General features: G+C 37.4%; 20 protein-coding genes, 1 riboswitch and 1 other annotated feature. Of the genes, 10 read left to right on the top strand and 10 right to left on the bottom strand.

What is annotated here, in order from left to right; translation table 11 throughout:
• Positions 1-87: 87 nt before the first annotated feature.
• The 3 genes from CD003_RS17930 to CD003_RS17920 form a co-directional block, all read right to left on the bottom strand.
• Positions 88-489 carry a secondary thiamine-phosphate synthase enzyme YjbQ gene (locus CD003_RS17930; RefSeq protein ID WP_096202614.1) on the bottom strand — a complete coding sequence of 134 codons (402 nt, stop codon included), beginning with the start codon at positions 487-489 and terminating at the stop codon, positions 88-90.
• Positions 490-603: 114 nt separating this feature from the next.
• Positions 604-855 (bottom strand): spore coat protein, encoded by a 252-nt coding sequence (locus CD003_RS17925; protein ID WP_373558579.1) that lies wholly within the window; start codon positions 853-855, stop codon positions 604-606.
• A gap of 18 nt (positions 856-873) precedes the next feature.
• Positions 874-1,062: a hypothetical protein gene (locus CD003_RS17920; RefSeq protein ID WP_096202613.1), complete on the bottom strand. Its 189-nt coding sequence runs from the start codon at positions 1,060-1,062 to the stop codon at positions 874-876.
• Between the two features lie 220 nt (positions 1,063-1,282).
• On the opposite strand from CD003_RS17920, the gene CD003_RS17915 reads away from it, so the two are divergent.
• Positions 1,283-2,542, top strand: a complete 1,260-nt coding sequence (locus tag CD003_RS17915) for an NAD(P)/FAD-dependent oxidoreductase (RefSeq protein ID WP_096202612.1) — start codon at positions 1,283-1,285, stop codon at positions 2,540-2,542.
• A gap of 282 nt (positions 2,543-2,824) precedes the next feature.
• Here the strand turns inward: CD003_RS17915 and leuS are convergent, their stop codons facing one another.
• Together leuS and CD003_RS17905 are read right to left on the bottom strand one after the other, a co-directional pair.
• Positions 2,825-5,242 (bottom strand): leucine--tRNA ligase, encoded by a 2,418-nt coding sequence (gene leuS / locus CD003_RS17910; protein WP_096202611.1) that lies wholly within the window; start codon positions 5,240-5,242, stop codon positions 2,825-2,827.
• Positions 5,243-5,363: 121 nt separating this feature from the next.
• Positions 5,364-5,594: a binding site (T-box leader), on the bottom strand.
• Positions 5,595-5,959: 365 nt separating this feature from the next.
• Positions 5,960-7,165: an MDR family MFS transporter gene (locus tag CD003_RS17905; RefSeq protein ID WP_096202610.1), complete on the bottom strand. Its 1,206-nt coding sequence runs from the start codon at positions 7,163-7,165 to the stop codon at positions 5,960-5,962.
• A 354-nt stretch (positions 7,166-7,519) separates the two neighbouring features.
• Between CD003_RS17905 and ltaE the strand changes: the two genes are divergently transcribed.
• From ltaE to CD003_RS17885, 4 genes are all read left to right on the top strand, one after another.
• Positions 7,520-8,551, top strand: a complete 1,032-nt coding sequence (gene ltaE, locus CD003_RS17900) for a low-specificity L-threonine aldolase (RefSeq protein ID WP_096202845.1) — start codon at positions 7,520-7,522, stop codon at positions 8,549-8,551.
• A gap of 23 nt (positions 8,552-8,574) precedes the next feature.
• Positions 8,575-9,543: a TIGR01212 family radical SAM protein gene (locus tag CD003_RS17895; RefSeq protein ID WP_096202609.1), complete on the top strand. Its 969-nt coding sequence runs from the start codon at positions 8,575-8,577 to the stop codon at positions 9,541-9,543.
• Positions 9,540-10,112: a class I SAM-dependent methyltransferase gene (locus tag CD003_RS17890; RefSeq protein ID WP_096202608.1), complete on the top strand. Its 573-nt coding sequence runs from the start codon at positions 9,540-9,542 to the stop codon at positions 10,110-10,112. Before CD003_RS17895 ends, CD003_RS17890 begins: the two co-directional genes overlap by 4 nt.
• Before the next feature lie 68 nt (positions 10,113-10,180).
• Positions 10,181-10,765: a beta-class carbonic anhydrase gene (locus CD003_RS17885; RefSeq protein ID WP_096202607.1), complete on the top strand. Its 585-nt coding sequence runs from the start codon at positions 10,181-10,183 to the stop codon at positions 10,763-10,765.
• A 115-nt stretch (positions 10,766-10,880) separates the two neighbouring features.
• Here the strand turns inward: CD003_RS17885 and CD003_RS17880 are convergent, their stop codons facing one another.
• Together CD003_RS17880 and CD003_RS17875 are read right to left on the bottom strand one after the other, a co-directional pair.
• Positions 10,881-11,933, bottom strand: coding sequence for a tetraprenyl-beta-curcumene synthase family protein (locus CD003_RS17880; protein ID WP_096202606.1), 1,053 nt, complete (start codon positions 11,931-11,933; stop codon positions 10,881-10,883).
• Positions 11,934-11,946: 13 nt separating this feature from the next.
• Positions 11,947-12,729, bottom strand: coding sequence for an alpha/beta hydrolase (locus CD003_RS17875; protein ID WP_096202605.1), 783 nt, complete (start codon positions 12,727-12,729; stop codon positions 11,947-11,949).
• 228 nt (positions 12,730-12,957) lie between these two features.
• Here CD003_RS17875 and CD003_RS17870 point away from each other — a divergent pair, with 228 nt between their 5' ends.
• Positions 12,958-13,473, top strand: a complete 516-nt coding sequence (locus CD003_RS17870; protein ID WP_096202604.1) for a gamma carbonic anhydrase — start codon at positions 12,958-12,960, stop codon at positions 13,471-13,473.
• A 257-nt stretch (positions 13,474-13,730) separates the two neighbouring features.
• Here CD003_RS17870 and metK read toward each other — a convergent pair whose 3' ends face one another.
• Together metK and CD003_RS22095 are read right to left on the bottom strand one after the other, a co-directional pair.
• Entirely contained in the window at positions 13,731-14,936 is a 1,206-nt protein-coding gene (metK, locus tag CD003_RS17865) for a methionine adenosyltransferase (protein WP_096202603.1), read from the bottom strand.
• Positions 14,937-15,197: 261 nt separating this feature from the next.
• Positions 15,198-15,307, bottom strand: a riboswitch (SAM riboswitch).
• Between the two features lie 123 nt (positions 15,308-15,430).
• The gene (locus tag CD003_RS22095) at positions 15,431-15,532 is read right to left on the bottom strand and encodes an HpcH/HpaI aldolase/citrate lyase family protein (protein ID WP_218838266.1); all 102 of its coding nucleotides are present in this window, start codon (positions 15,530-15,532) and stop codon (positions 15,431-15,433) included.
• A 367-nt stretch (positions 15,533-15,899) separates the two neighbouring features.
• Here CD003_RS22095 and pckA point away from each other — a divergent pair, with 367 nt between their 5' ends.
• A complete protein-coding gene (gene pckA / locus CD003_RS17860; protein ID WP_096202602.1) occupies positions 15,900-17,480 on the top strand; it encodes a phosphoenolpyruvate carboxykinase (ATP) in 1,581 nt (526 codons plus the stop codon).
• Positions 17,481-17,634: 154 nt separating this feature from the next.
• Here the strand turns inward: pckA and CD003_RS17855 are convergent, their stop codons facing one another.
• On the bottom strand, positions 17,635-19,083 hold the full coding sequence (locus CD003_RS17855; RefSeq protein ID WP_142302866.1) for an IS1182 family transposase: 1,449 nt from the start codon (positions 19,081-19,083) through the stop codon (positions 17,635-17,637).
• 324 nt (positions 19,084-19,407) lie between these two features.
• On the opposite strand from CD003_RS17855, the gene CD003_RS17850 reads away from it, so the two are divergent.
• The 3 genes from CD003_RS17850 to CD003_RS17840 are packed head-to-tail and all read left to right on the top strand — an operon-like array spanning position 19,408 to position 21,976.
• A complete protein-coding gene (locus CD003_RS17850) occupies positions 19,408-20,406 on the top strand; it encodes an ABC transporter substrate-binding protein (RefSeq protein WP_096202601.1) in 999 nt (332 codons plus the stop codon).
• 12 nt (positions 20,407-20,418) lie between these two features.
• Entirely contained in the window at positions 20,419-21,186 is a 768-nt protein-coding gene (locus CD003_RS17845) for an ABC transporter ATP-binding protein (protein WP_096202600.1), read from the top strand.
• Positions 21,176-21,976 carry an ABC transporter permease gene (locus tag CD003_RS17840; RefSeq protein WP_096202599.1) on the top strand — a complete coding sequence of 267 codons (801 nt, stop codon included), beginning with the start codon at positions 21,176-21,178 and terminating at the stop codon, positions 21,974-21,976. Before CD003_RS17845 ends, CD003_RS17840 begins: the two co-directional genes overlap by 11 nt.
• Positions 21,977-22,141: the final 165 nt, after the last annotated feature.

Below are 22,141 nucleotides of genomic sequence, written 5' to 3'. Positions count from 1 at the left end.
TATTAAATATGAGTATATTATTAATGTTGTCAGATTAACTTTCTAACCTCTCAGCATTTTACCACAAAATATGACAAAAGGTAGTTTCTATCCTTCTATCACCTTAATAAAATAATTTCTAGTTCTTGGCCCGTCAAATTCACAAAAATAAATACCTTGCCACGTTCCAAGGATTAATTCACCTTGATGAATAATGATTGTTTGGGAAGTCCCTACAGTGCTTGCCTTCAAATGAGATGCTGAGTTCCCTTCTAGGTGTCGATACTTTGGATGTTCCCACGGATATACTTCATCAAGTCTCATTAACATGTCATGCTTCACGTCTGGATCTGCGTTTTCATTAATCGTTATACCAGCTGTTGTATGAGGACAATATATAATCACAAGTCCCTCTTTGGTCGTTGTTTCATTAACCGCTTTACTTACTTCATTTGTAATATCAATCATTTCATCTCGTTTATTTGTTCGTAGTGATTTTTTTATAACCATATGAGAACTTCCCTTCTAAACTTTGCTTCTGTTTTTCATTTTAGCGCAAATGTAATGAAAAAGAAAAACTGACTTAATGGTTGATTGACCATTAAGTCAGTTCGAATGCTTACTTTATTGTCCACTTAACTCAGAACGAACTTGTTGAATCTCAGTTTGAGGAGCTTGAGCAGCAGGTTTATAATAACCCTTTTGTGCAGCAGCCTGATAAATCTTATATTGACGCGCCTCATCTTGATTACGTAGCTGCTGAAACGTTTGACGTAATTGAGCATTCTCTGTTTGAGCAATTACAGAAGCATAAGTACTCAAGCTCCCGTTAATCATACTTAAATAGTCATTCATCATATCTTTTTCCGTCATCATAACTAGTCCCCCCTATTCTTATTGATTTAAAAATGACATAAGTTGTTGCTTCGCATTTCTAGCATCTTGCGCATCTCCTTGAAGCATCTGCTGCAACTGAGGATCAGTACATTGTTGGGCATATGCTTCAAGCTTATTTGCTACTGTTTCATGACCTCCGATTAAGTGGCGAAGATTTTGTAACTCTAGTTCATTTAATTGTGCCATTAGGAGCTCCCCTTTCATTTATAAAGTCAATGATATTATCTATTTCCACGTGGATTTTTATGCGGAATATTTCAAAAGGTAAATTCTTTTTACCTAAGGCAACTTTTATAACACGTTTGTGAAGTAACAAGAAAAGCACATACTAATTAATAGAAAAAGCTCAGACTCATGATAAAATGATTTAATTGAGATATAAATTACAATGAAAGGTGTTTAGTATATGTATGATGTAATAGTTATCGGTGGTGGACCATCTGGATTGATGGCATCCATTGCAGCAGCAGAACAAAAAGCAAAAGTTCTCCTTGTGGATAAAGGAGACAAGCTTGGCCGAAAGCTAGCAATCTCAGGTGGAGGACGTTGCAATGTAACGAATCGAATGCCTGTTGACGATTTAATTAAACACATCCCAGGAAACGGACGATTTATGCACAGTCCCTTTTCTGTTTTTAGTAATGAAGATATTATTAAATTCTTCGAAGGATTAGGAATTCAATTAAAAGAAGAAGACCGAGGTAGAATGTTCCCTGTTAGTGATAAAGCTACTACTGTAGTTGCAACTTTATTAAATAAAATAAAACAGCTCGGAATCGAAATTCGTACCCATTCATCAGTAAAAGAAGTGCTATTTAATGAAGAGAAAGTTATTGGTCTCAAACTACATAATGGTGAAAAGATAATGGCACATGCAGTAGTTATTGCTACAGGTGGAAAATCTGTTCCTCATACCGGTTCAACTGGTGATGCATATCCTTGGGCGGAAAAGGCTGGACATACAATCACTGAGCTCTACCCAACAGAGGTACCAATTACTTCAAATGAGAAATTCATAAAACAAAAGAAGCTTCAAGGCTTATCTCTTCGCAGCATCGAATTATCAGTCATTAACCCTAAAGGAAAAGTGATTAAAACACACGAAGGAGATATGATATTTACCCATTTTGGCATTTCTGGTCCTGCTGCTCTGAGATGTAGCCAATACGTTGTGAAGGGATTAAAAAAGTTTAAAACCGATTCACTAAGAATGGCTATCGATCTCTTTCCAAATACATCACCTGAGGATGTCTTTCAAGAAATTCGAGGGATGATGAAGGAAGAGCCGAAGAAGGCAGTAAAAAATGTAATGAAGGGATATGTTCAAGAACGGATGCTTACCTACTTACTTGAAAAGCTAGAAATTGAACCAACACTTGTTGCTGCTCAAGTATCAAATGAATGTATCCGTGAATTCGCACAACACTGTAAACAATTTTCTTTTTCTGTAAACGGTACCCTTTCACTCGATCAAGCATTCGTCACAGGGGGAGGAGTTTCAGTTAAAGAAATTGAACCGAAAACGATGCATTCAAAAAAGAAACAAGGACTCTTCTTCTGTGGAGAAGTATTAGATATCCACGGCTATACTGGAGGATATAATATTACAGTAGCATTTTCAACAGGCTATACCGCTGGATTATCCGCTGCTACCTTATTTAAATAAGTAAATTATAAAGTTAGTCACAGGGTTATCCACTTATTCACAATGTTAATCACATTTGTGGATAAGTTTGTACACAACTTATCTGACATTTTCTTAACGTTTTTCTTAGATTCCGACAAGGTTTTCTCATTACTGTGGATAGTGAAACAAGTTATACACAAAGTTATTCACAAAAGTGGCACTTACCCACAACTCAAGTGCAAAAAAAGAGCAAATGGTCTCACAATTCTGTGAATAACCATTTGCTCTTACTTATTTTGTCGAAATCTAAATGACTTTCACTTAATTTGCGACAATATTCACCAGCTTACCTGGTACAGCAATGACTTTACGTATCGTTTTTCCTTCAATTTCTTCTTTAATACGGTCATCTGCTAGTGCGATTTCTTCCATTTGCTCTTTAGTTGCATCTGTTGGAATCACAATTTTTGCTCGAACCTTACCGTTAATTTGGACTACAATTTCAACCTCGTTTTCCACAAGGAATGTTTCATCAAACGTAGGCCAAGCTTCATATGCTAACGTTGATGCGTGACCAAGCTTGTTCCATAGCTCTTCAGCTACGTGTGGCGCAACTGGAGATAATAGCTTCACAAAGCCCTCAACATATTCCTTTGGTAGTGTCTCTTGCTTATAAGCTTCGTTTATAAATACCATCAATTGAGAAATACCAACATTGAATCTGTATCCTTCGTAATCATCACTAACCTTTTTAACTGTCTGATGGTACACACGAGCTAATGTATCTTCTTGTACATCCTGAACTGAGTCTTTAAGCTCTCCAGTTTCTTCGTTAATGAATAAACGCCAAACACGATCTAAGAAACGACGTGCTCCATCTAAGCCATTTTCTGACCAAGCAATAGAAGCATCTAATGGTCCCATGAACATTTCATAAAGGCGTAGCGTATCTGCACCATGACTTGAAACGATATCATCAGGATTTACTACGTTTCCTTTTGATTTACTCATCTTCTCATTGTTCTCACCGAGAATCATCCCTTGATTAAATAGACGTTGGAATGGCTCTTTCGTTGGTACAACACCTAAATCGTAAAGAACCTTGTGCCAAAAACGTGCGTATAGCAAGTGTAATACCGCATGCTCTGCTCCACCAATGTAGATATCCACAGGTAACCAGCGCTTGATTAATTCAGGATCTGCAAGTGCCTTGTCATTGTTCGGGTCAATATAGCGTAAATAGTACCAGCAGCTACCAGCCCACTGTGGCATAGTATTCGTTTCACGACGTCCTTTTCTTCCTGTTTTCGGATCAACAACTTCTAACCAATCTTTCGCATTTGCTAAAGGGGATTCTCCTGTGCCTGATGGACGGATTTCCTGCATCTCAGGAAGAATTAAAGGTAGATCTTCTTCTGCTACAGGCTCCATTGTTCCATCTTCATAATGGATAATTGGAATCGGCTCACCCCAATAACGCTGACGGCTGAATAACCAGTCACGTAAACGGTACGTAATTTGCTTCTTCCCTTTTTCATTCTGCTCTAGCCACTCAATCATTTTGGCAATAGCTTGTCCTTTGTTTAAACCATTTAAGAAGTCAGAATTCACTAGCTCACCATCGCCAGTGTAAGCTTCTTCTTCTACACTTCCACCTGAAACTACCTCTTTAATCGGTAAATCAAATGCTTTCGCAAACTCATAGTCACGCTCGTCATGTGCAGGAACTGCCATAATTGCACCAGTTCCGTAGCTTACTAAAACATAATCGGCAATCCAAATTGGTAACTTTTCACCATTAACTGGATTAATTGCATATGCCCCTGTGAACACACCTGTTTTTTCTTTCGATAATTCCGTTCTTTCTAAATCACTCTTCGTCGCTACTTTTTCTTGATAAGCAGCCACTGCCTCTTTTTGCTCAGACGTTGTGATTGATTCAACAAATTTATGTTCAGGTGCAAGAACCATATATGTAGCACCAAATAGTGTATCTGGTCTAGTAGTGAAAACTGTCACTGTCTCTTTATAACCATCAAGACTAAACGTTACTTCAGCCCCTTCAGAACGTCCAATCCAGTTTCTTTGCATATCTTTAATGCTTTCTGGCCAATCAAGTTCTTCTAAATCTTCTAATAAACGATCTGCATATGCAGTAATCCTTAGCATCCATTGCTTCATTGGACGGCGCTCTACAGGATGTCCACCACGTTCACTTTTTCCATCAATAACCTCTTCATTAGCAAGTACCGTTCCAAGAGCTGGACACCAGTTTACTGCTACCTCATCAACATAGGCTAATCCTTTATTGTACAGCTGTAAGAAAATCCATTGTGTCCATTTATAATAATTAGTATCCGTTGTATTCACTTCACGATCCCAATCATATGAGAACCCTAATGCTTTAATTTGACGACGGAAGTTATCAATATTCGTTTGTGTAAATTCATTCGGATGCTTTCCTGTGTCTAACGCAAATTGCTCAGCAGGCAAACCAAATGCATCCCATCCCATTGGATGAAGAACATTATATCCTTGCATACGTTTCATACGTGATAAAATATCTGTAGCAGTATAGCCTTCAGGGTGACCAACATGTAAACCAGCTCCTGATGGATACGGGAACATATCAAGGGCATAAAATTTTGGCTTATCCCCTTCTTCTTCAGTTTTAAAGGTCTTGTTTTCCTCCCAATACTGCTGCCACTTTTTTTCAATATCTAAATGTGAAAATGACATGTGTTTCCCTCCAGTTTATAAAATCAATTATGAGTTATTAGTTATGAGTTATGAATTTTAAATTCGTAATTCAGAATTCGGCATTCAAAATTATAAAAAACCTCCCACCCCTAGCGTTATCGTTAGGGACGAGAGGTTGAACACAATGTTAATTCCCGCGGTACCACCCAAATTAGCGCACGTGTTGAGTGTACGCTCACTTAAGATCCTTAACGCGGAAAACGTCAACAGCTACTTATATTCACTGTTGCAACTCCAAGGCGAGTTCACAAACATCATTGATTGACTTGCACCATCCGTCAATTCTCTAATTTCAAGATTATCTGCTACTACTCCTCTTCACTGTTTTAGTAAGGTTATGTAGGAAATCATGAATATTCATAAAATACTCTTCACCATTGTATGAATATGTCGAATCAAAGTCAAGAACGTTTCTAACATTTTAGTCAAAAAAGTAGCAAGATATTCTAAATAAACTAAAAAGTGTGGTTTTCACTTTTTAAGTGGGCTTTAAGTAATGTGCGAAGCCGTTGCCTCTTTTCAAAAGCCTGCTATGAGTTGGTTGTCTCATAGTAGGCGTGCAACGTGCGAAGCCATTACTACTTATTGAATCGACTACTTTGGACTTCTTCAGCGCCCTCGTTGTTTTCTCATAGCAAGCGCTCAACGTAAAAACGAAGCCAATACAGCTTCACGATAAGAAAATTAATTTACCACCTACGTCTGCATAACCCTCTCATCGCCAGATTCTGTATTATTTTTAAGAATTCGGTCATAAGTAGCTGTCGTAATAAAAGCAATTAGGAAAAAGCCCATTAAGAAATAGAAAAGAATAGACATTCCATAAAGGTCAGCTAGTACCCCACCTAAAAATGGTCCAATCATTCTTCCACCAGTAGCGACACTATTGACAATCCCTTGATAAAAGCCTGCTTTACCTTCGGGTGCAAGCTGATGAGCAATCGTCGGAATTGCTGGCCAGACAAACATTTCTCCAATTGTTAACACGACCATTGCTACAATAAAAATGGTGAAGGTTTCTGCCTGCGCTACAATATAAAATGAGCAAATGAATATTCCCAAGCCCGTCATGATTTGTGCCTTTAATGTATGAACCCATTTTCTTATAAAAAATGCAATTATCGGCTGAGCTAGAACAATCATCGCACCATTTATCGTCCATAAAATACTATATTGACTTAGCGTAATTCCTAGATTTTGTGTATGGACAGAAATAGTAGATTGCCATTGAACATAGCCAATCCAGCATACCAAATACCCTACACACATAATTAACAAGGCAATAAATCTCTTTCTATATTTAAGAACGTCTGACTGTTCAAAGACATTCGTTGTTGCTCCCTGATTACTAGCTGAAGCCCCCATCTTACGAAATCCAAATATCACAAGAAAAAGAAAAAGAATATACATAATTCCATTTGCAAAAAAGATATAATCAAAACGGAATGAAGCGACAATCCCAGCAAGAGCTGTCCCTAAGGCTACTCCTACATTTTGTGCCACATACATTGCATTAAATGCCTTTCTTCCTCCTTCTGGCCAAACCGAACCAGCTAATGCATAAATCGCTGGAAATGTAATTCCTGAACCTAATCCAATCCCTACTAATAACACAATATAATAAAGAAATGAATGATAAAAGGCCAATATAAAAGCACTTGCTACAGTGATGCAAATGCCGATAATCATTGTTTTATAACCACCTATACGGTCAAAAAGTGTTCCACCAACTAAATTCCCTATCACACCGGCTCCCGCATTCGCCATTAACACCAAGCCAGCAACCGTCAAAGGCTGACCAAGGTGCTGATGAAGATAAATCGTATTCATCGGCCAAATAAAGGATATCCCCGTGACATTCATGATCATACCAATAATTAATAACCACAATGCTTTTGGCATAGCACGACTCTCCTTATTTCGTCTCTCTAAACAAAATAGTAATCGATACAAAAACAATTAGCAAACTATTTTTCTACCATAGTTTTTTAATGATGAATTGCGAATTGCAAATGGCAAATGGTAAATGGTAAATGGTAAATGGTGGTACAGCCACAACATTTTTCAACCTTACATTTAGAAATCGCTTCCCCGCCCAGGCTTTCAACATAAAGTATTGGTTTTAATTAGCAATTCGAAATTCTAAATTCCGCTTTTTTTACCATTGATAATTCTTAATTCATAATTCGAAATTTCCCTTATCTGTGATAGGATTATACAAGCATAGAAACATAGAGAGGTGTGGTAATTATGACGATTATCGATTTACGAAGTGATACAGTAACTAAACCGACAACTGAAATGAGACAGGCAATGTTTTCTGCTGAGGTTGGTGATGATGTTTACCGCGAAGACCCAACAATAATAAAGCTTGAAGAAACAGCAGCACAGTTGTTAGGAAAAGAATCTGCTTTATTTGTAACAAGTGGAACACAAGGGAATCAATTAGCTGTTCTAGCTCACTGCGACCCTGGACAAGAAATTATTATAGATGAAGATGCTCATATTGTTTATTACGAAGGTGCAGCCATTTCTGCTTTAGCTGGTGTGCAACCACGCACAATTAAAGGAAATAGAGGCGCTATAGATCCGATAAAATTAAAAGAAATGATTCGACCAAATGACATTCACTTCCCTGAGACAGGATTAATTTGTATCGAAAATACCCATAATCGTGGTGGTGGGGCAGTTGTTCCTCTTTCATCGATGGAAGCTATGTATCAAGTAGCCGTTGAACATCAAGTCCCTCTACACTTGGATGGAGCTAGACTATTTAATGCCGCAGTTGCTTGCAACCAGCCAATTTCAGCTTTTGCAGATTATACTGATACAGTTCAAGTCTGTTTATCAAAGGGACTTGCAGCACCTGTTGGTTCACTACTAGCTGGAAGTAATGCTTTTATTGAAAAAGCTCGTAAATGGAGAAAACGATTAGGTGGTGGCTGGCGCCAAGCTGGAGTACTTGCTGCACCTGGTCTTATTGCTTTAACAACAATGGTTGACCGTTTATCTGAGGACCATGAAAATGCACAAAGGCTAGCAAACGGTTTTGCTAATATTGATGGTTTATCAATTGAAAACAAAGTAGAAACAAATATTGTTCTAGTTAATGTAGAACAAACTACTCTAACAGCAGAACAGTTTCTATCTGAGCTAAAGGAAAATGGCATTCTAGCTGTCGCCTTTGGACCTTACACTATCCGATTTACAACGCACTATCACATAGGAAAAAATGAAATAGATACTGCAATATCAAACGTCGCTAACATTATTAAAAATCATAAATAAGCTTTCTGGAAAGGGAGATTTACATGAGTAATCAAGAGAATTTAACACCTCTTCTCTTCGGTGAAAAGCGTTACCACTCTTGGAATTACCACTTACGCCAGCAATTCGGTGAGAAGGTATTTAAGATTCCACTTGATGGAGGATTTGACTGTCCAAACCGGGATGGGAATGTCGCAAGTGGAGGTTGTACATTTTGTAGTGAAAGAGGCTCTGGAGATTTTGCCGGGGATCGAAGAGATGATTTAATTACTCAATTCCATACGATTAAAGAAAGAATGCACAAAAAATGGAAAACCGGAAAATATATTGGCTATTTTCAAGCTTACAGTAATACGTATGCACCAGTAGAAGAGCTAAAGGAAATGTATGAGCTTATTTTAGAGCAAGATGGTGTTGTTGGACTATCGATTGCTACACGTCCTGACTGTCTTCCTGATGATGTTGTTGAATATTTAGCAGAACTGAATAAACGTACGTATCTATGGGTCGAATTAGGTCTTCAAACTGTCCATCAACAAACTGCAGACCTCATTAACCGCGCTCATGATTTTCAGTGTTATATTGATGGAGTAAACAAATTAAGAAAGCATGGCATCCGCGTTTGCTCTCATATTATCAACGGCTTACCGTTAGAAACTCCAGAAATGATGTTAGAAACTGCGAAGGAAGTAGCAAAACTAGATGTTCAAGGAATTAAAATTCATCTATTGCATTTAATGAAGAAAACTCCAATGGTAAAGCAGTATGAAAAAGGCCTGCTTGAGTTCTTAGATATAGAAACTTACATTAATCTTGTTGTCGACCAGTTAGAAATTTTACCACCTGACATAATTATTCATCGCTTAACTGGTGATGGACCTGCCGATTTAATGATAGGCCCTATGTGGAGCTTAAAAAAATGGGACTCTCTTAACGGAATTGAAGCAGAACTTGTCCGCCGTAATTCATGGCAAGGGAAACATTATAAACAAGTAGGTGTGATAAACAAATGAAGCTATTAGGCATTCTTCCTTTCGCACGCTTCTTACTTGAAAAATCTGTAGGCCCTGGTGATATTGCAGTTGATTGTACAGCAGGCAACGGTCACGACACTGCTTTCTTAGCTACTCTCACCGGTAAAGAAGGCCATGTCTACAGCTTTGACGTTCAAGAAACAGCTATAGTAGCAACAAAAAAAAGACTAGAAGAACAAGAGTTAGATGGACAAGTTACGTTATTTTGCAAAGGTCATGAAGAACTATCACAATCAATTCCCGAAGACGATTTAAAAAGAATAAAAGGATCTATTTTCAATCTTGGCTATTTACCTGGAAGCGATAAAACAATAGTTACTCAACCGACAACAACGCTGTCTGCCATCAATCAACTATTTGAACATATGCCAAAAGAAGGTTTGATTATTCTAGTTATTTATCATGGTCATGATGAAGGAAAGCTAGAACGAGATGTAGTTCTTGATTACGTCAATAATATAGACCAGAAGGAAGCACACGTTCTTCAGTATAAATTTACAAATCAAACGAACAATCCTCCATTTATTGTAGCAATCGAAAAGAGGTAATATTTTCCTTGACATCACTTTTGACTTCTATGAAACTATTGGTATAGACACCAATAGGGGGAGATTTCTTGTCCATTATCGATTCAATATTGGAATATAATAAATCATTTGTTAATGAGAAAAAATATGAGCCTTATCGAACAACAAAATACCCTAATAAAAAGCTAGTTGTCCTGACTTGTATGGATACTCGCCTAACAACACTTCTCCCTCAAGCAATGAATTTACGTAACGGAGATGCAAAGGTCATCAAAAATGCTGGGGCAGTCATTACTCATCCTTTCGGCAGTGTAATGAGAAGTATTATTATAGCTATCTATGAATTAAAGGCAGAAGAAGTCTGTATTGTCGGTCATCACGAGTGCGGAATGGCTGGATTAAAGCCTGATTCAGTACTAAAAAAAGTAAAAGAAAAAGGAATATCCGATGAAACTATTCACACTTTAGAATTTACAGGGCTAGATATAAATAGCTGGTTAACAGGGTTTACACAGGTAGAAGAAAGTGTTGAACATAGTGTACTTATGGTCAAAGAGCACCCACTTCTTCCAAATAACATTCCCGTACACGGTCTAGTCATTTGTCCAGATACAGGTAAACTTGATATAGTTGTAGATGGATATAAAAATAAAGAAAAGGCAGACCACCGATAGAAGTAAGCTGAAAAAGTGAAAGGCTGATTTTTTCAGCTTACTCACCAATAGTCTGTCTAGATATAAGTAAAAATCAATTTAGTATTGCAAATTATAAATTGCACAGAGCTATATTCTATAACCTTCGAAATATCCAACTATTTAAGTAGAAGAAAATAGTCGGTACACCGCCAAACCGAATCATTTTCTTTGCGGTTTCCTTCACTCTCTTTTGTTTCTGAACTTTTTCGTCTGCCAAATAAATAGCTGTTAGTCCTCTATTTATAAGATAATGAAACTTTTGATTAGGTAATTTTTCAATGCTTTCTTCTGCCTGTTTTGCAAAATGACGAAAACGTCGAATCATTTCATCTTCACTTTCATAATAAAAACAAAAGTTTAAATCTCCACCAATGCGGTCTTCCTCTTGATCTATGAAATAGTCTAATAAAATATGTAATCCTTGAACCCACGGAAAATATCCCTCTTTTACCCTTTTTGCTGTGTCTAAAGACAATCCCTTATCCGTTGCATAAGCAACTAGGCAAAAAACACCTAATGTAGAACCTGCACAAGCAGAAAACTCATACCATGACATTTCAGGTACGCTTTCTTTATGCTTTTCAAACCACTCTTCAAGTAGCGGTACACGGTCTTCTTTTTTTACATGCTTATACACTTGTAAATCACAATAATAACCTGCTAGTTCATGAAGCCCCTCAGATATTATTTCATAAGCAGGAAGGCTCTCTAATACTTCCTGGCATGTACGTACGAGAGATTGTAAATAGCCGGCATCGTCTTGTTCCTCACGATACCGGTAATAATTAGCCGGTTCTGCTCCTGGGGTTAATGCGTGAAGCAACGATTCATGTAATGCTCTAAAATCAACGGGATCAAGCGACGTGCTCCGATCACAAAGGTTATCTAAATAGTCACTAATCGTTTGGTATGCAACTATGAAGCGAATGACCTGGTCGATGTTCTCCTCACCAAGTAATCCATAGATTCCCCCACCTTCACAATGAAAGGTTTTCTTCTCTATGCTATCTAGCGCTTGTGTTCTTAATTCTTCATTTGGAATTTGACTAGCCTTTTCCTTCCAACTATCTAAATAATGATGTACCTTTGGAATGACTTTTTTGTATACACTGAACATCAATGTCCACGGTTGAGTAGGAACTCCCAATCTCTAATCCTCCTTACAGCTTTTGTTGAACGAACCCTTTTGCATAAGTAAAAACATCGTTCCTCTCAGGTTCATTAAACAGCTCATGATATAGCCCTGACCATTCTTTATAAATTTTTTCATGTGATTCAATTGTATTAAACCATTGCTTTGCCGCATTTTTATCTGTAACTAGTTCATCTCCTGCTTGCAGCACTAATAATGGCAGGTTTGAATTCCATTTATCTGTTTCCCTATGACTAATTCTAATAGCCTTTAGTAATTCTTGATACCAACGAATAGAAACCTTTCGGACCCTTAACTCATCTGTTGAATATTGTTCTCGAACCTCTTCATTTCTCGTTGTATTTTGTGAACGAATATTCGATGGCGCACTAAAGCTTGGAGCAACATAATTAAAAGCCTTTGATGCAATGGACACAAACTTTGACGGTGGTTTCGCCAACCCTAAACAAGGAGAGGATAAAATAACGCCACTTACATTAGTTAACTTCTTCTCGATTATTGTTCTAATAACTACGAGACCACCCATACTATGACCAAGAATAAAGATAGGAAGATTAGACTTCTCAGCCTCCTGATACCAACTATAAACGGTATCAATATATTGCTTAAAAGACTGTATATGTCCCCTTTTTCCCCTTGTCTTACCTTGTCCAGGTAAATCACCCATAATCACTTCTACACCTTGTCTATTCCATTGCTCCGCTAACCATTCATAACGGCGATGATGCTCTCCTGCTCCATGTACAATAATCATTGTTGCTTTCGGATTACTACACGACCATGTTTGCATTGTTGTTTTCCCCCTAATCTATGTCGAATCTAGCTACTCATCGTTTCTAAATTTTGTTACACTTACTATAACAGTAGTGGAAATACTTTTCCTACACTAGTTTACTCATCCATGATAAACGTACCCTTTAATCCAAACTCTTTACCCCTATTTTATGCGAAACTATATCAAATTTGTATAAGGTTAGCTCAAAATAATACTGACCAATTAGAAAGGATTGTGACTAACATGATTTACCCTTACGGAGGAAAGACACCTGTCATTGCAGAAAGTGCCTTTATTGCTGATTACGCTACTGTAACAGGAGATGTCACCATTGGCGAAGAGTCGAGCGTGTGGTTCAACACTGTGATTCGTGGAGATGTATCCCCAACAATAATAGGAGACCGCGTAAATATTCAAGATAACTCAATCGTTCATCAAAGCCCACGATGTTCGATGATCATCGAAGACGACGTCACTGTCGGACATCAAGTAATCCTACATAGCTGTACTCTAAAGAAAAATAGTCTCATTGGTATGGGCTCTATCGTATTAGACGGAGCAGAAGTTGGTGAAGGAGCCTTTATCGGAGCAGGAAGTCTAGTACCACAAGGTAAGAAAATTCCACCAAACTCCCTTGCCTTCGGAAGACCTGCCAAAGTCGTTAGAGAATTAAACGACGAAGACCGAAAAGACATGGCAAGAATCAGACGAGAATATGTGGAGAAGGGGCAGTGGTATAAGAGCCTTCAGAAGAAATAATTATGAGTTATGAGTTATGAATTAAATGGCAAAATTCGAATTGCTAATTGCTAATGGCAAATTGGAATTCTTAAAGCTTGGCTGACTTATTTAGCCAAGCTTTTATTTTTTGGCTTCATTCCCTACTCACTTTAATTGTGCTTGAATTGCCATATTAATTTGCAATTCTAAATTTGCAATTTATAACTCATAACTCATCATTCATAATTGAACGAAAAAGAATCCTACCGGCACTATGGTAGGATTCTTTTTCGTTCTTAAGATAGCGCTTGCTCTCTCAATGCTTTTGCTTTATCTGTTTGTTCCCATGGAAGTTCAACATCAGTTCGACCAAAGTGTCCGTATGCTGCTGTTTGCTTGTAAATCGGACGCCGTAAGTCTAGCATTTTAATGATTCCTGCGGGACGTAAGTCAAAGTTATTACGAACAACTTCTACTAATACTTCCTCAGAAACCTTTCCTGTTTCAAATGTATCAATTGAAATTGATACTGGTTGCGCTACACCAATAGCATACGCAAGCTGTACTTCACACTTATCTGCCAGTCCAGCTGCAACGATGTTTTTCGCTACATAACGTGCTGCATACGCTGCTGAGCGGTCCACTTTTGTAGGATCCTTACCAGAGAATGCACCGCCGCCATGACGAGCATAACCGCCATACGTATCAACAATAATTTTACGTCCTGTTAGACCAGCATCCCCTTGAGGTCCACCGATAACAAAACGACCAGTTGGATTAATAAAGTATTTTGTGTTCTCGTCAATTAAATGAGAAGGAACAACAGGATGAATTACATGTTCTTTAATATTACGTTGAATCTGCTCTAATGAGATTTCTGGATGATGTTGTGTAGAAACAACGATTGTTTCTACACGAACAGGCTCCCCGTCTTCATCGTATTCAACAGTCACTTGCGTTTTTCCATCAGGGCGAAGATACGGAAGAATATCCTCTTTACGTACCTCGGCTAAACGACGGGAGATTTTGTGTGCTAATGAAATCGGTAACGGCATTAACTCATCTGTTTCATTATTTGCATAACCAAACATTAACCCCTGATCACCTGCACCGATAGCATCTATTTCTTCGTCTGACATTTGTCCTTCACGCGCTTCTAATGCTTTATCAACACCTTGTGCAATATCAGCTGATTGCTCATCAATTGACGTTAATACCGCACAAGTCTCTGAATCAAATCCATACTTTGCACGTGTATAGCCAATATCCTTTACTGTTTCACGTACGATTTTCGGGATGTCCACATATGTACTCGTTGTAATCTCACCAGCAACAAGAACAAGTCCTGTAGTTACAGATGTTTCACAAGCAACACGAGCATTCGGGTCATTTCTCAAAATTTCATCAAGTATCGCATCTGAAATTTGGTCACAAATTTTATCCGGGTGACCCTCAGTTACTGACTCTGATGTAAATAAACGTCGACTTCTTTTCTTTTCCATTAATTTGTACCCTCCTTTGCACAGTCCTATTATTTTCATTATATAGGATGTACGAAAATTTGATACGGCACTCATTCCCACTAAAAAATTGTGAGTAAACCTGGCAGATGTGTATCATAAAGAAAACAGGAATAAGGATCACTTATCTAAAGTGTTATCTAATATCAGCCCTCTTTATGCGCTAGGGAACCTAAATCTCCCCTTATTCGCGAAAAAACCCTTTTCCATATTGAGAAAAAGGGTAATATAGTCACCTTTCGCCTCTTATCGGTCAAGACAAATGTCTTGCAGGTTAGCACCTTACCATCTATATCTAGATGTAGGTTGCTGGGTTTCATAGGGCCTGTCCCTCCACCAACTCGGGATAAGAGTATCCGTTCGCGACATATCATAACGTAGTTAAACAAAGATGTCAACCTTTACTAGTTGACATCTTTGTAGTTTTAGGATGTGCAATTGGATTGCTAACTCCTAGTGCTACCGATTAATTTAAGTTAATATTTTTTAGGGATATTAAAGGCGTTTCCAAACACAGTCACTAACGCTGAAACTACTGCTGAAACCGTAGCAATATCATACATTGATACGTCAGGCACACCAGTTTCTTCCTTATTATATACATACTTTTTACTTAGTCTTATCATATATCTTCTTTATAGGAAGACACACGGTACCACTCAATTTTTAGAATGAAAGTTTCATATCGTTAATAAAAGTTGCATTACTTATTTATCAAATTTCATAATTAAAAGAACAAGACTTTTTGAACAACCTTTAGTAGACTTAATCTGAGCGTTGTCTACACTCTTTTCTCAATATTTAAGAGTTAGTCACATAAATTCAAATATTAGTATAGACTATTTAATATAATGTGTTATACTAATTCCATTAAGAAATTCATTCATACTATCTAATAATCTATAAATAATAAAAGAAAATTTTTGAAGAAAGGGTTTTGTTGCCATGAGTACAGTTAGTTTTGCAACCGAATTAGAGCAAATTTTAAAAGGAGATAATGTTCTTTTAGATCTTCCAGCTTCAAAATTAGTTGAGAAATCACTAATGAGAGAAGAAGGTACACTTACAGCAACGGGTGCCCTTAGTGTATCAACAGGAACATATACAGGACGTTCTCCTAAAGATAAATATATTGTAATGGAAGACTCTATTAAAGACAAAATTGATTGGGGCGACGTGAACCAACCGATCGAAAAAGAGGTATTCACAAACCTATATCATAAAGTTATTAACTACCTAGGTAACAGAGAAGAGTTATTTGTTTCTCGTGCCTTTGCAGGTGCTGACCCTAATTACCGTTTATCAATTCAAGTAATTAATGAATTTGCATGGCATAACCTTTTCGCTGGTCAATTATTCATTCGTCCAACTGAAGAAGAATTAAAAACACACAATACAGATTTCTCAGTTATCTATGCACCTAATTTTAAAGCAGACCCTGCTGTAGATGGTACTCGTTCTGAAACATTTATCATGGTTTCTTTTGAAGAAAGAATCGTTCTAATTGGTGGAACTGAATATGCTGGAGAAATGAAAAAGTCTATCTTCTCAGTTATGAACTTCCTTCTACCTGAGCAAGATGTTCTTTCTATGCACTGTTCGGCTAACGCTGGAAAAGAAGGAGATGTAGCATTATTCTTCGGTCTTTCAGGAACAGGAAAAACAACTTTATCTGCTGATCCTAACAGACACCTTCTTGGTGATGACGAGCACGGTTGGTCAAACAACGGCGTTTTCAATATCGAAGGTGGATGTTATGCGAAATGTATCAACCTATCTGCTGAAAAAGAGCCAGAAATTTGGAATGCGATTCGTTTTGGGTCAGTATTAGAAAACGTTGTTCTTGATGATAAAACAGCAGTTCCAGATTATGATGATACAACACTAACGGAAAACACTCGTGTAGCATACTCTCTTGATGCGATTCCAAACTCATTAATTCCAAGTGTTGCAGGTCACCCAAATACAATTATCTTTTTAACTGCTGATGCATTTGGCGTATTACCTCCAATCAGTAAATTAACAAAAGAGCAAGCTATGTACCACTTCTTATCTGGATACACAAGTAAATTAGCAGGTACTGAGCGTGGTATTACATCTCCAGAAGCAACATTCTCAACTTGTTTTGGAGCACCTTTCTTACCTCTTCCTGCACGTCGTTATGCAGAAATGCTAGGTGAGAAAATTACACAACACGATTCTCAAGTATTCCTAGTTAACACAGGTTGGTCTGGTGGACCGTATGGTGTTGGAAAACGTATGAACCTTCCATACACACGTGCAATGATTCAAGCTGCTCTACAGGGTGAGCTAAACTCAGCTGAAACGATTGTAGATGATATTTTTGGATTACACGTACCAGTTCATTGCCCAGGAGTACCTGATGAAGTACTTCAACCAAAACAAACTTGGGATAACCCTGAGGAGTATGACGCAAAAGCAAAAGAACTAGCAGGACAATTCAAAGAAAACTTCAAAAAATTCGATGCACCTGATGAAATTAGAAACGCAGGTCCACTAGTATAATAAAAAAACAGTCAAGGCTTTCCGCCGAGGCCACTGAAAAACTTCCGTTTTTTGAGACGAAAGAATGAGAAATAAAAAAGAGACGAAATTATATCCATTAAATGGGTGTATTCGTCTCTTTTTTATTTTATGTAGAGCTAAATTTTTCATTTAGTTAACCTATTAACTTCAAAATCCTTTTCAAATTAACTGTAAATATCGACATAGCTCCTTGTAGTTCCATGCCAATAAGACCCGAAGATGATGCTACATCATACCCGTGTCGGTGTTTTAATTCACTGTTTTTTGCTTCAATTTTATATCTTTCTTTTGATTTTTCTTTAAAATAATCGCTTTCTTGAAAGGCTATTTGTTCTTTGTGTATATTCGATTTAATGCTCACAGAATAAGTCTTACTTTTAGCTCCATCTTTATAACATCCTTCTTTTATAGGACATACCTTACATTTTTCTACATTAAAGTAATATGTGTGTGTTTGATTTGTGGCTACACCTTTTTTTCCAGTTCGTGCTTTCCTAATAGCCATATGTCCAGCCTTACAAACATACATACTAGCATCTTTATTAAACTCAAATTCGTCTTCTTTTTTTCGGTTACCTTGTGTGACAACAGGGTTGAGTTTAGCTATTAACTTCATTTCGTTTGTTTTTGTATATTCAATATTCCCTTTTTCTGAATAGGCGGCATCACCAATCACAGTATCAACTTCCATACCAGCTTCCATACTTTTTTCAATTAAGGTTTCTAATTGCTTTCCGTCATTCTTTTCTCCAGTTGTAACAACAGCCGCAGTAATAATTCTTTCTTCGCTTAAGGCTATGTGTGTTTTGTAACCAAAGAATGAGGAGTCCACTGTTTTATGTCCTGTTTTTGCGTCTTCATCTTTGGATAATTGTAGATGTTCAATATCATCAGCCACAGTTTCTTTAAGCAGGTTTAATTTTTCTTTTACTTTGGGGAATTCACAAATAACCTCTTCTTTTTCAATGACTTTAATCAGCTTTTCACAGTATTCAATTTGATCTTCTAATACATCTGATGTTGTCTTGGTTGGAAATTTACTTTTCATTGTTTCATCTACTTGATAAATCGTCTTTCTTAGGTTTTTAGACCGATCAACCAGCACTTCTTTGGCTGATTTTTGATTGTAACGAGACTGGGTATGGGTAGCATCTACAATAATAGATTTGCTTTTTATAATTTCTTTTTCGATTGCGATCTCAACCGTTTTATTGATTAGCATGTCTAATAAATTTACATCCTTTAATCGCAGTTTTCGAAACTTCGTTAAGGAACTTGGCTCAATAACTGGATCTTCTGGCGCCATATCTAAAAAATATTTGAATGACATATCATATTTTGAGCGTTCGACAATATCAACATCGGATACGTTGTGGATACATTTTAATAATAAGTATTTGAACATGCGAATAGGATGGATCGCATTACGCCCATTATCAAGGCAATATTTATCTACTAATTCTTCATATACAAAAGAAAAATCGACTAAGTCATTTATTTTTCTCAAAACATTATCTTTCGGTACGACTATGTCATAAATCGCCATATAAGGACTTAAATTTACTTGTTGATGTTGAATCAATGTATCCACCCACTCGAATTTGATAATTTAATTATACAGTAAAAAAGATATAGCACTCTCAAATTTTGAGGTACTATATCTTTTTTTTATAATATAGAGACTTTTTCAGTGGCCTCCTTTCCGCCTAGACTGTTTTTTTTAATGAAAAATTTAGAATTGCAAATTGCCAAGAGAAAAGAAAATTCCCACAAATTTAAAAGCACAAATTCATAACTCATAACTCATAATTTTGAATTTCAATTCTCCCCCCTCTGGGCAAACACACATTACTACTCTCTTTCATACACTATCCTATCTACAGGTTTGAAAGGAGAGAAAAGTAGAATGAAACGTAAAATTACATTGTTTTCATTGATCAGTTTATTAATTTTAGGCTCTTTACTTGCTGGGTGTTCATCCTCAAGTAACGATATGGAAAAGGTTAGACTTGCGGAGGTAACACATTCAATCTTCTATGCTCCTTTATATATCGCGATTGGTGAAGGATTCTTTGAAGAAGAAGGAATTGAGATTGATTTAACAACTACTTGGGGTGGAGATCAAACAATGGTTACCCTCCTATCAGGTGGAGCTGATATAGCATTAGTCGGAGCTGAAACCTCTATTTATGTGTATGCTCAGGAACCAAATGATCCCGCAATAAATTTTGCACAACTCACACAAACAGACGGTACATTCTTAGTCGCTAGAGAACAGGTAAATAATTTTGAATGGGATGATTTAAATGGAAGTACATTCCTAGGTCAACGAAAAGGTGGTATGCCACAAATGGTAGGTGAGCACGTGCTACGCCAAAAAGGCATCAATCCTCAAACTGATTTAAATTTAATTCAGAACATCGACTTTGGAAACATTCCTAGTGCATTCGCTTCTGGAACAGGTGAATATGTTCAGTTATTTGAACCACAAGCAACGATGTTTGAGAACGAAGGAATCGGTCATGTCATTGCTTCTTTAGGAGAAGAATCGGGTGAAGTTCCTTATACTGTTTTCATGTCTAAGCAAAGTTATATAGAGGAAAATGAAGATGTTATCGAACGCTTTACTAAAGCTCTATACCGTGCACAGCAATGGGTTGAAGCTAGCTCAATTGAAGAGATTGCCAAAGCAGTTCAGCCATTCTTTGATGACACATCAATTGAAGTCGTAGAGCAGGTCGTTGAACGCTATAAGAGTCAAGGTTCCTACGCAACATCTCCTTTATTAAAAGAATCAGCTTGGTATAATTTACAGGATATTATGGAGAGTTCTGGTGAACTTCCAAAACGTATAGATTATCTTGATTTAGTGAATACAGACATTGCTAATCGAGTAGCTCAATAGGTGGTGAAGCAGATGACTTTTTTATCGGTTGATAATGTGAACTTAACTTACCTAGCAAAAGAGTCGGCTACTAACGCATTAGAAAACATTTCACTAGATATCGAGGAGGGAGAGTTTATCTCTATCCTCGGCCCTAGTGGCTGCGGGAAAACAACGTTACTATCAATTATTGCGGGCTTGCTAGAACCTACTACAGGAAAAGTCACAGTCGACGGACAGTCTGTTGGCGAAAGAAGCTCAACAATTGGTTATATGTTACAACAGGATTATCTTTTCCCATGGTTAACTATTGAAAATAATATTACACTAGGATTGAAAATCAAGGGTACTTTAACTAACGAAAGTAAAGAATATGCTTTTTCTCTTCTTGAGCAAATGGGACTTGGTGATAAAAAGAAAGACTACCCTTCTCAGCTTTCTGGAGGAATGAGACAACGAGTTGCTCTCGTTCGAATGCTTGCAACACAGCCAAAAGTTATGCTCTTAGACGAACCATTTTCAGCTCTTGATTACCAGACAAAATTAAAGCTTGAAGACCTCGTATCTGACACATTAAAGGAACAACACAAAACAGCTGTACTTGTTACTCACGACATTGGTGAAGCAATCGCTATGAGCGACCGGGTAATTATGTTATCTGCAAGACCTGGTCGTATTCATCGTATTTTTACTATACCAAAGCCATTGCGAAAACAGCTCCCTTTCGAAACCCGTAACAGTCAAGAATATACAGAGCTGTTTCAAGAAATTTGGAAGGAGCTGGAGACCATTGAGCAATAACGTCGATAAGCTTCACCAAGACTATGTAAAGAAACTGAAAAAAAGAAAATTCTATATCTTCCTTTGCCAAATAAGCATACTAGTATCTTTTTTTAGTATATGGGAGCTAGCCTCTAGACAACGGTGGCTCGATCCTTTGCTATTTAGTATGCCTACTCGTATTTGGTCTTTATTTATTGAAAAAATTGCAGATGGTAGCTTGTGGGTGCATACGAGTGTTACCTTGTTTGAGACGATATTAGGTTTTATTATCGGTACCGTGGTTGGGACGATATTTGCCGCTATCCTTTGGTGGTCCCCCTTCCTTTCAAAGGTACTTGACCCCTATCTTGTTATTCTAAATTCAATGCCAAAAATAGCACTGGGTCCAATCTTAATCGTTAGTTTAGGTCCTGGTTTTACATCTATCATTGCAATGGGTGCCCTTATCTCCGTAGTTATTACAACAATTGTCGTTTATTCATCCTTCAAAGAGGTTGATGAAAACTATCTCAAGGTTATGCAAACTTTCGGTTCAACGAAAGTCCAGTCGTTTAAAGGAGCCATCTTACCGGCATCCTTCCCTACGATAATTTCAACATTAAAAGTTAATGTTGGCTTATCTTGGGTTGGGGTAATCGTTGGTGAATTCCTTGTATCAAAACAAGGACTAGGATACATGATTATTTACGGGTTCCAAGTCTTTAACTTCAACTTAGTTTTATTAAGTCTAATCGTTATTGCAATTCTTGCAACATTGATGTATCAGGGTGTAGAGTTCATTGAAAGAAAGCTTATTAAACATCATTAAAAAGAAGCTGGAACAAAAGGTACCTTTTGTCCCAGCTTCGCATCGCTACATCTTTTAAAAGCCTTGAAAGGACTGGGTTTCTCCTTTCAAGGCGCATAGCGAACGGAGCCCATTGCACCCTCTATTGAAGACTTGTGTCCCGTCCTCTTCTCTAATATACAGGCG

The sequence above is a fragment of the Bacillus sp. FJAT-45350 genome (assembly GCF_002335805.1).
Lineage (GTDB): Bacteria > Bacillota > Bacilli > Bacillales > NISU01 > FJAT-45350.
This window is presented reverse-complemented; position numbering and strand designations above follow the sequence as displayed.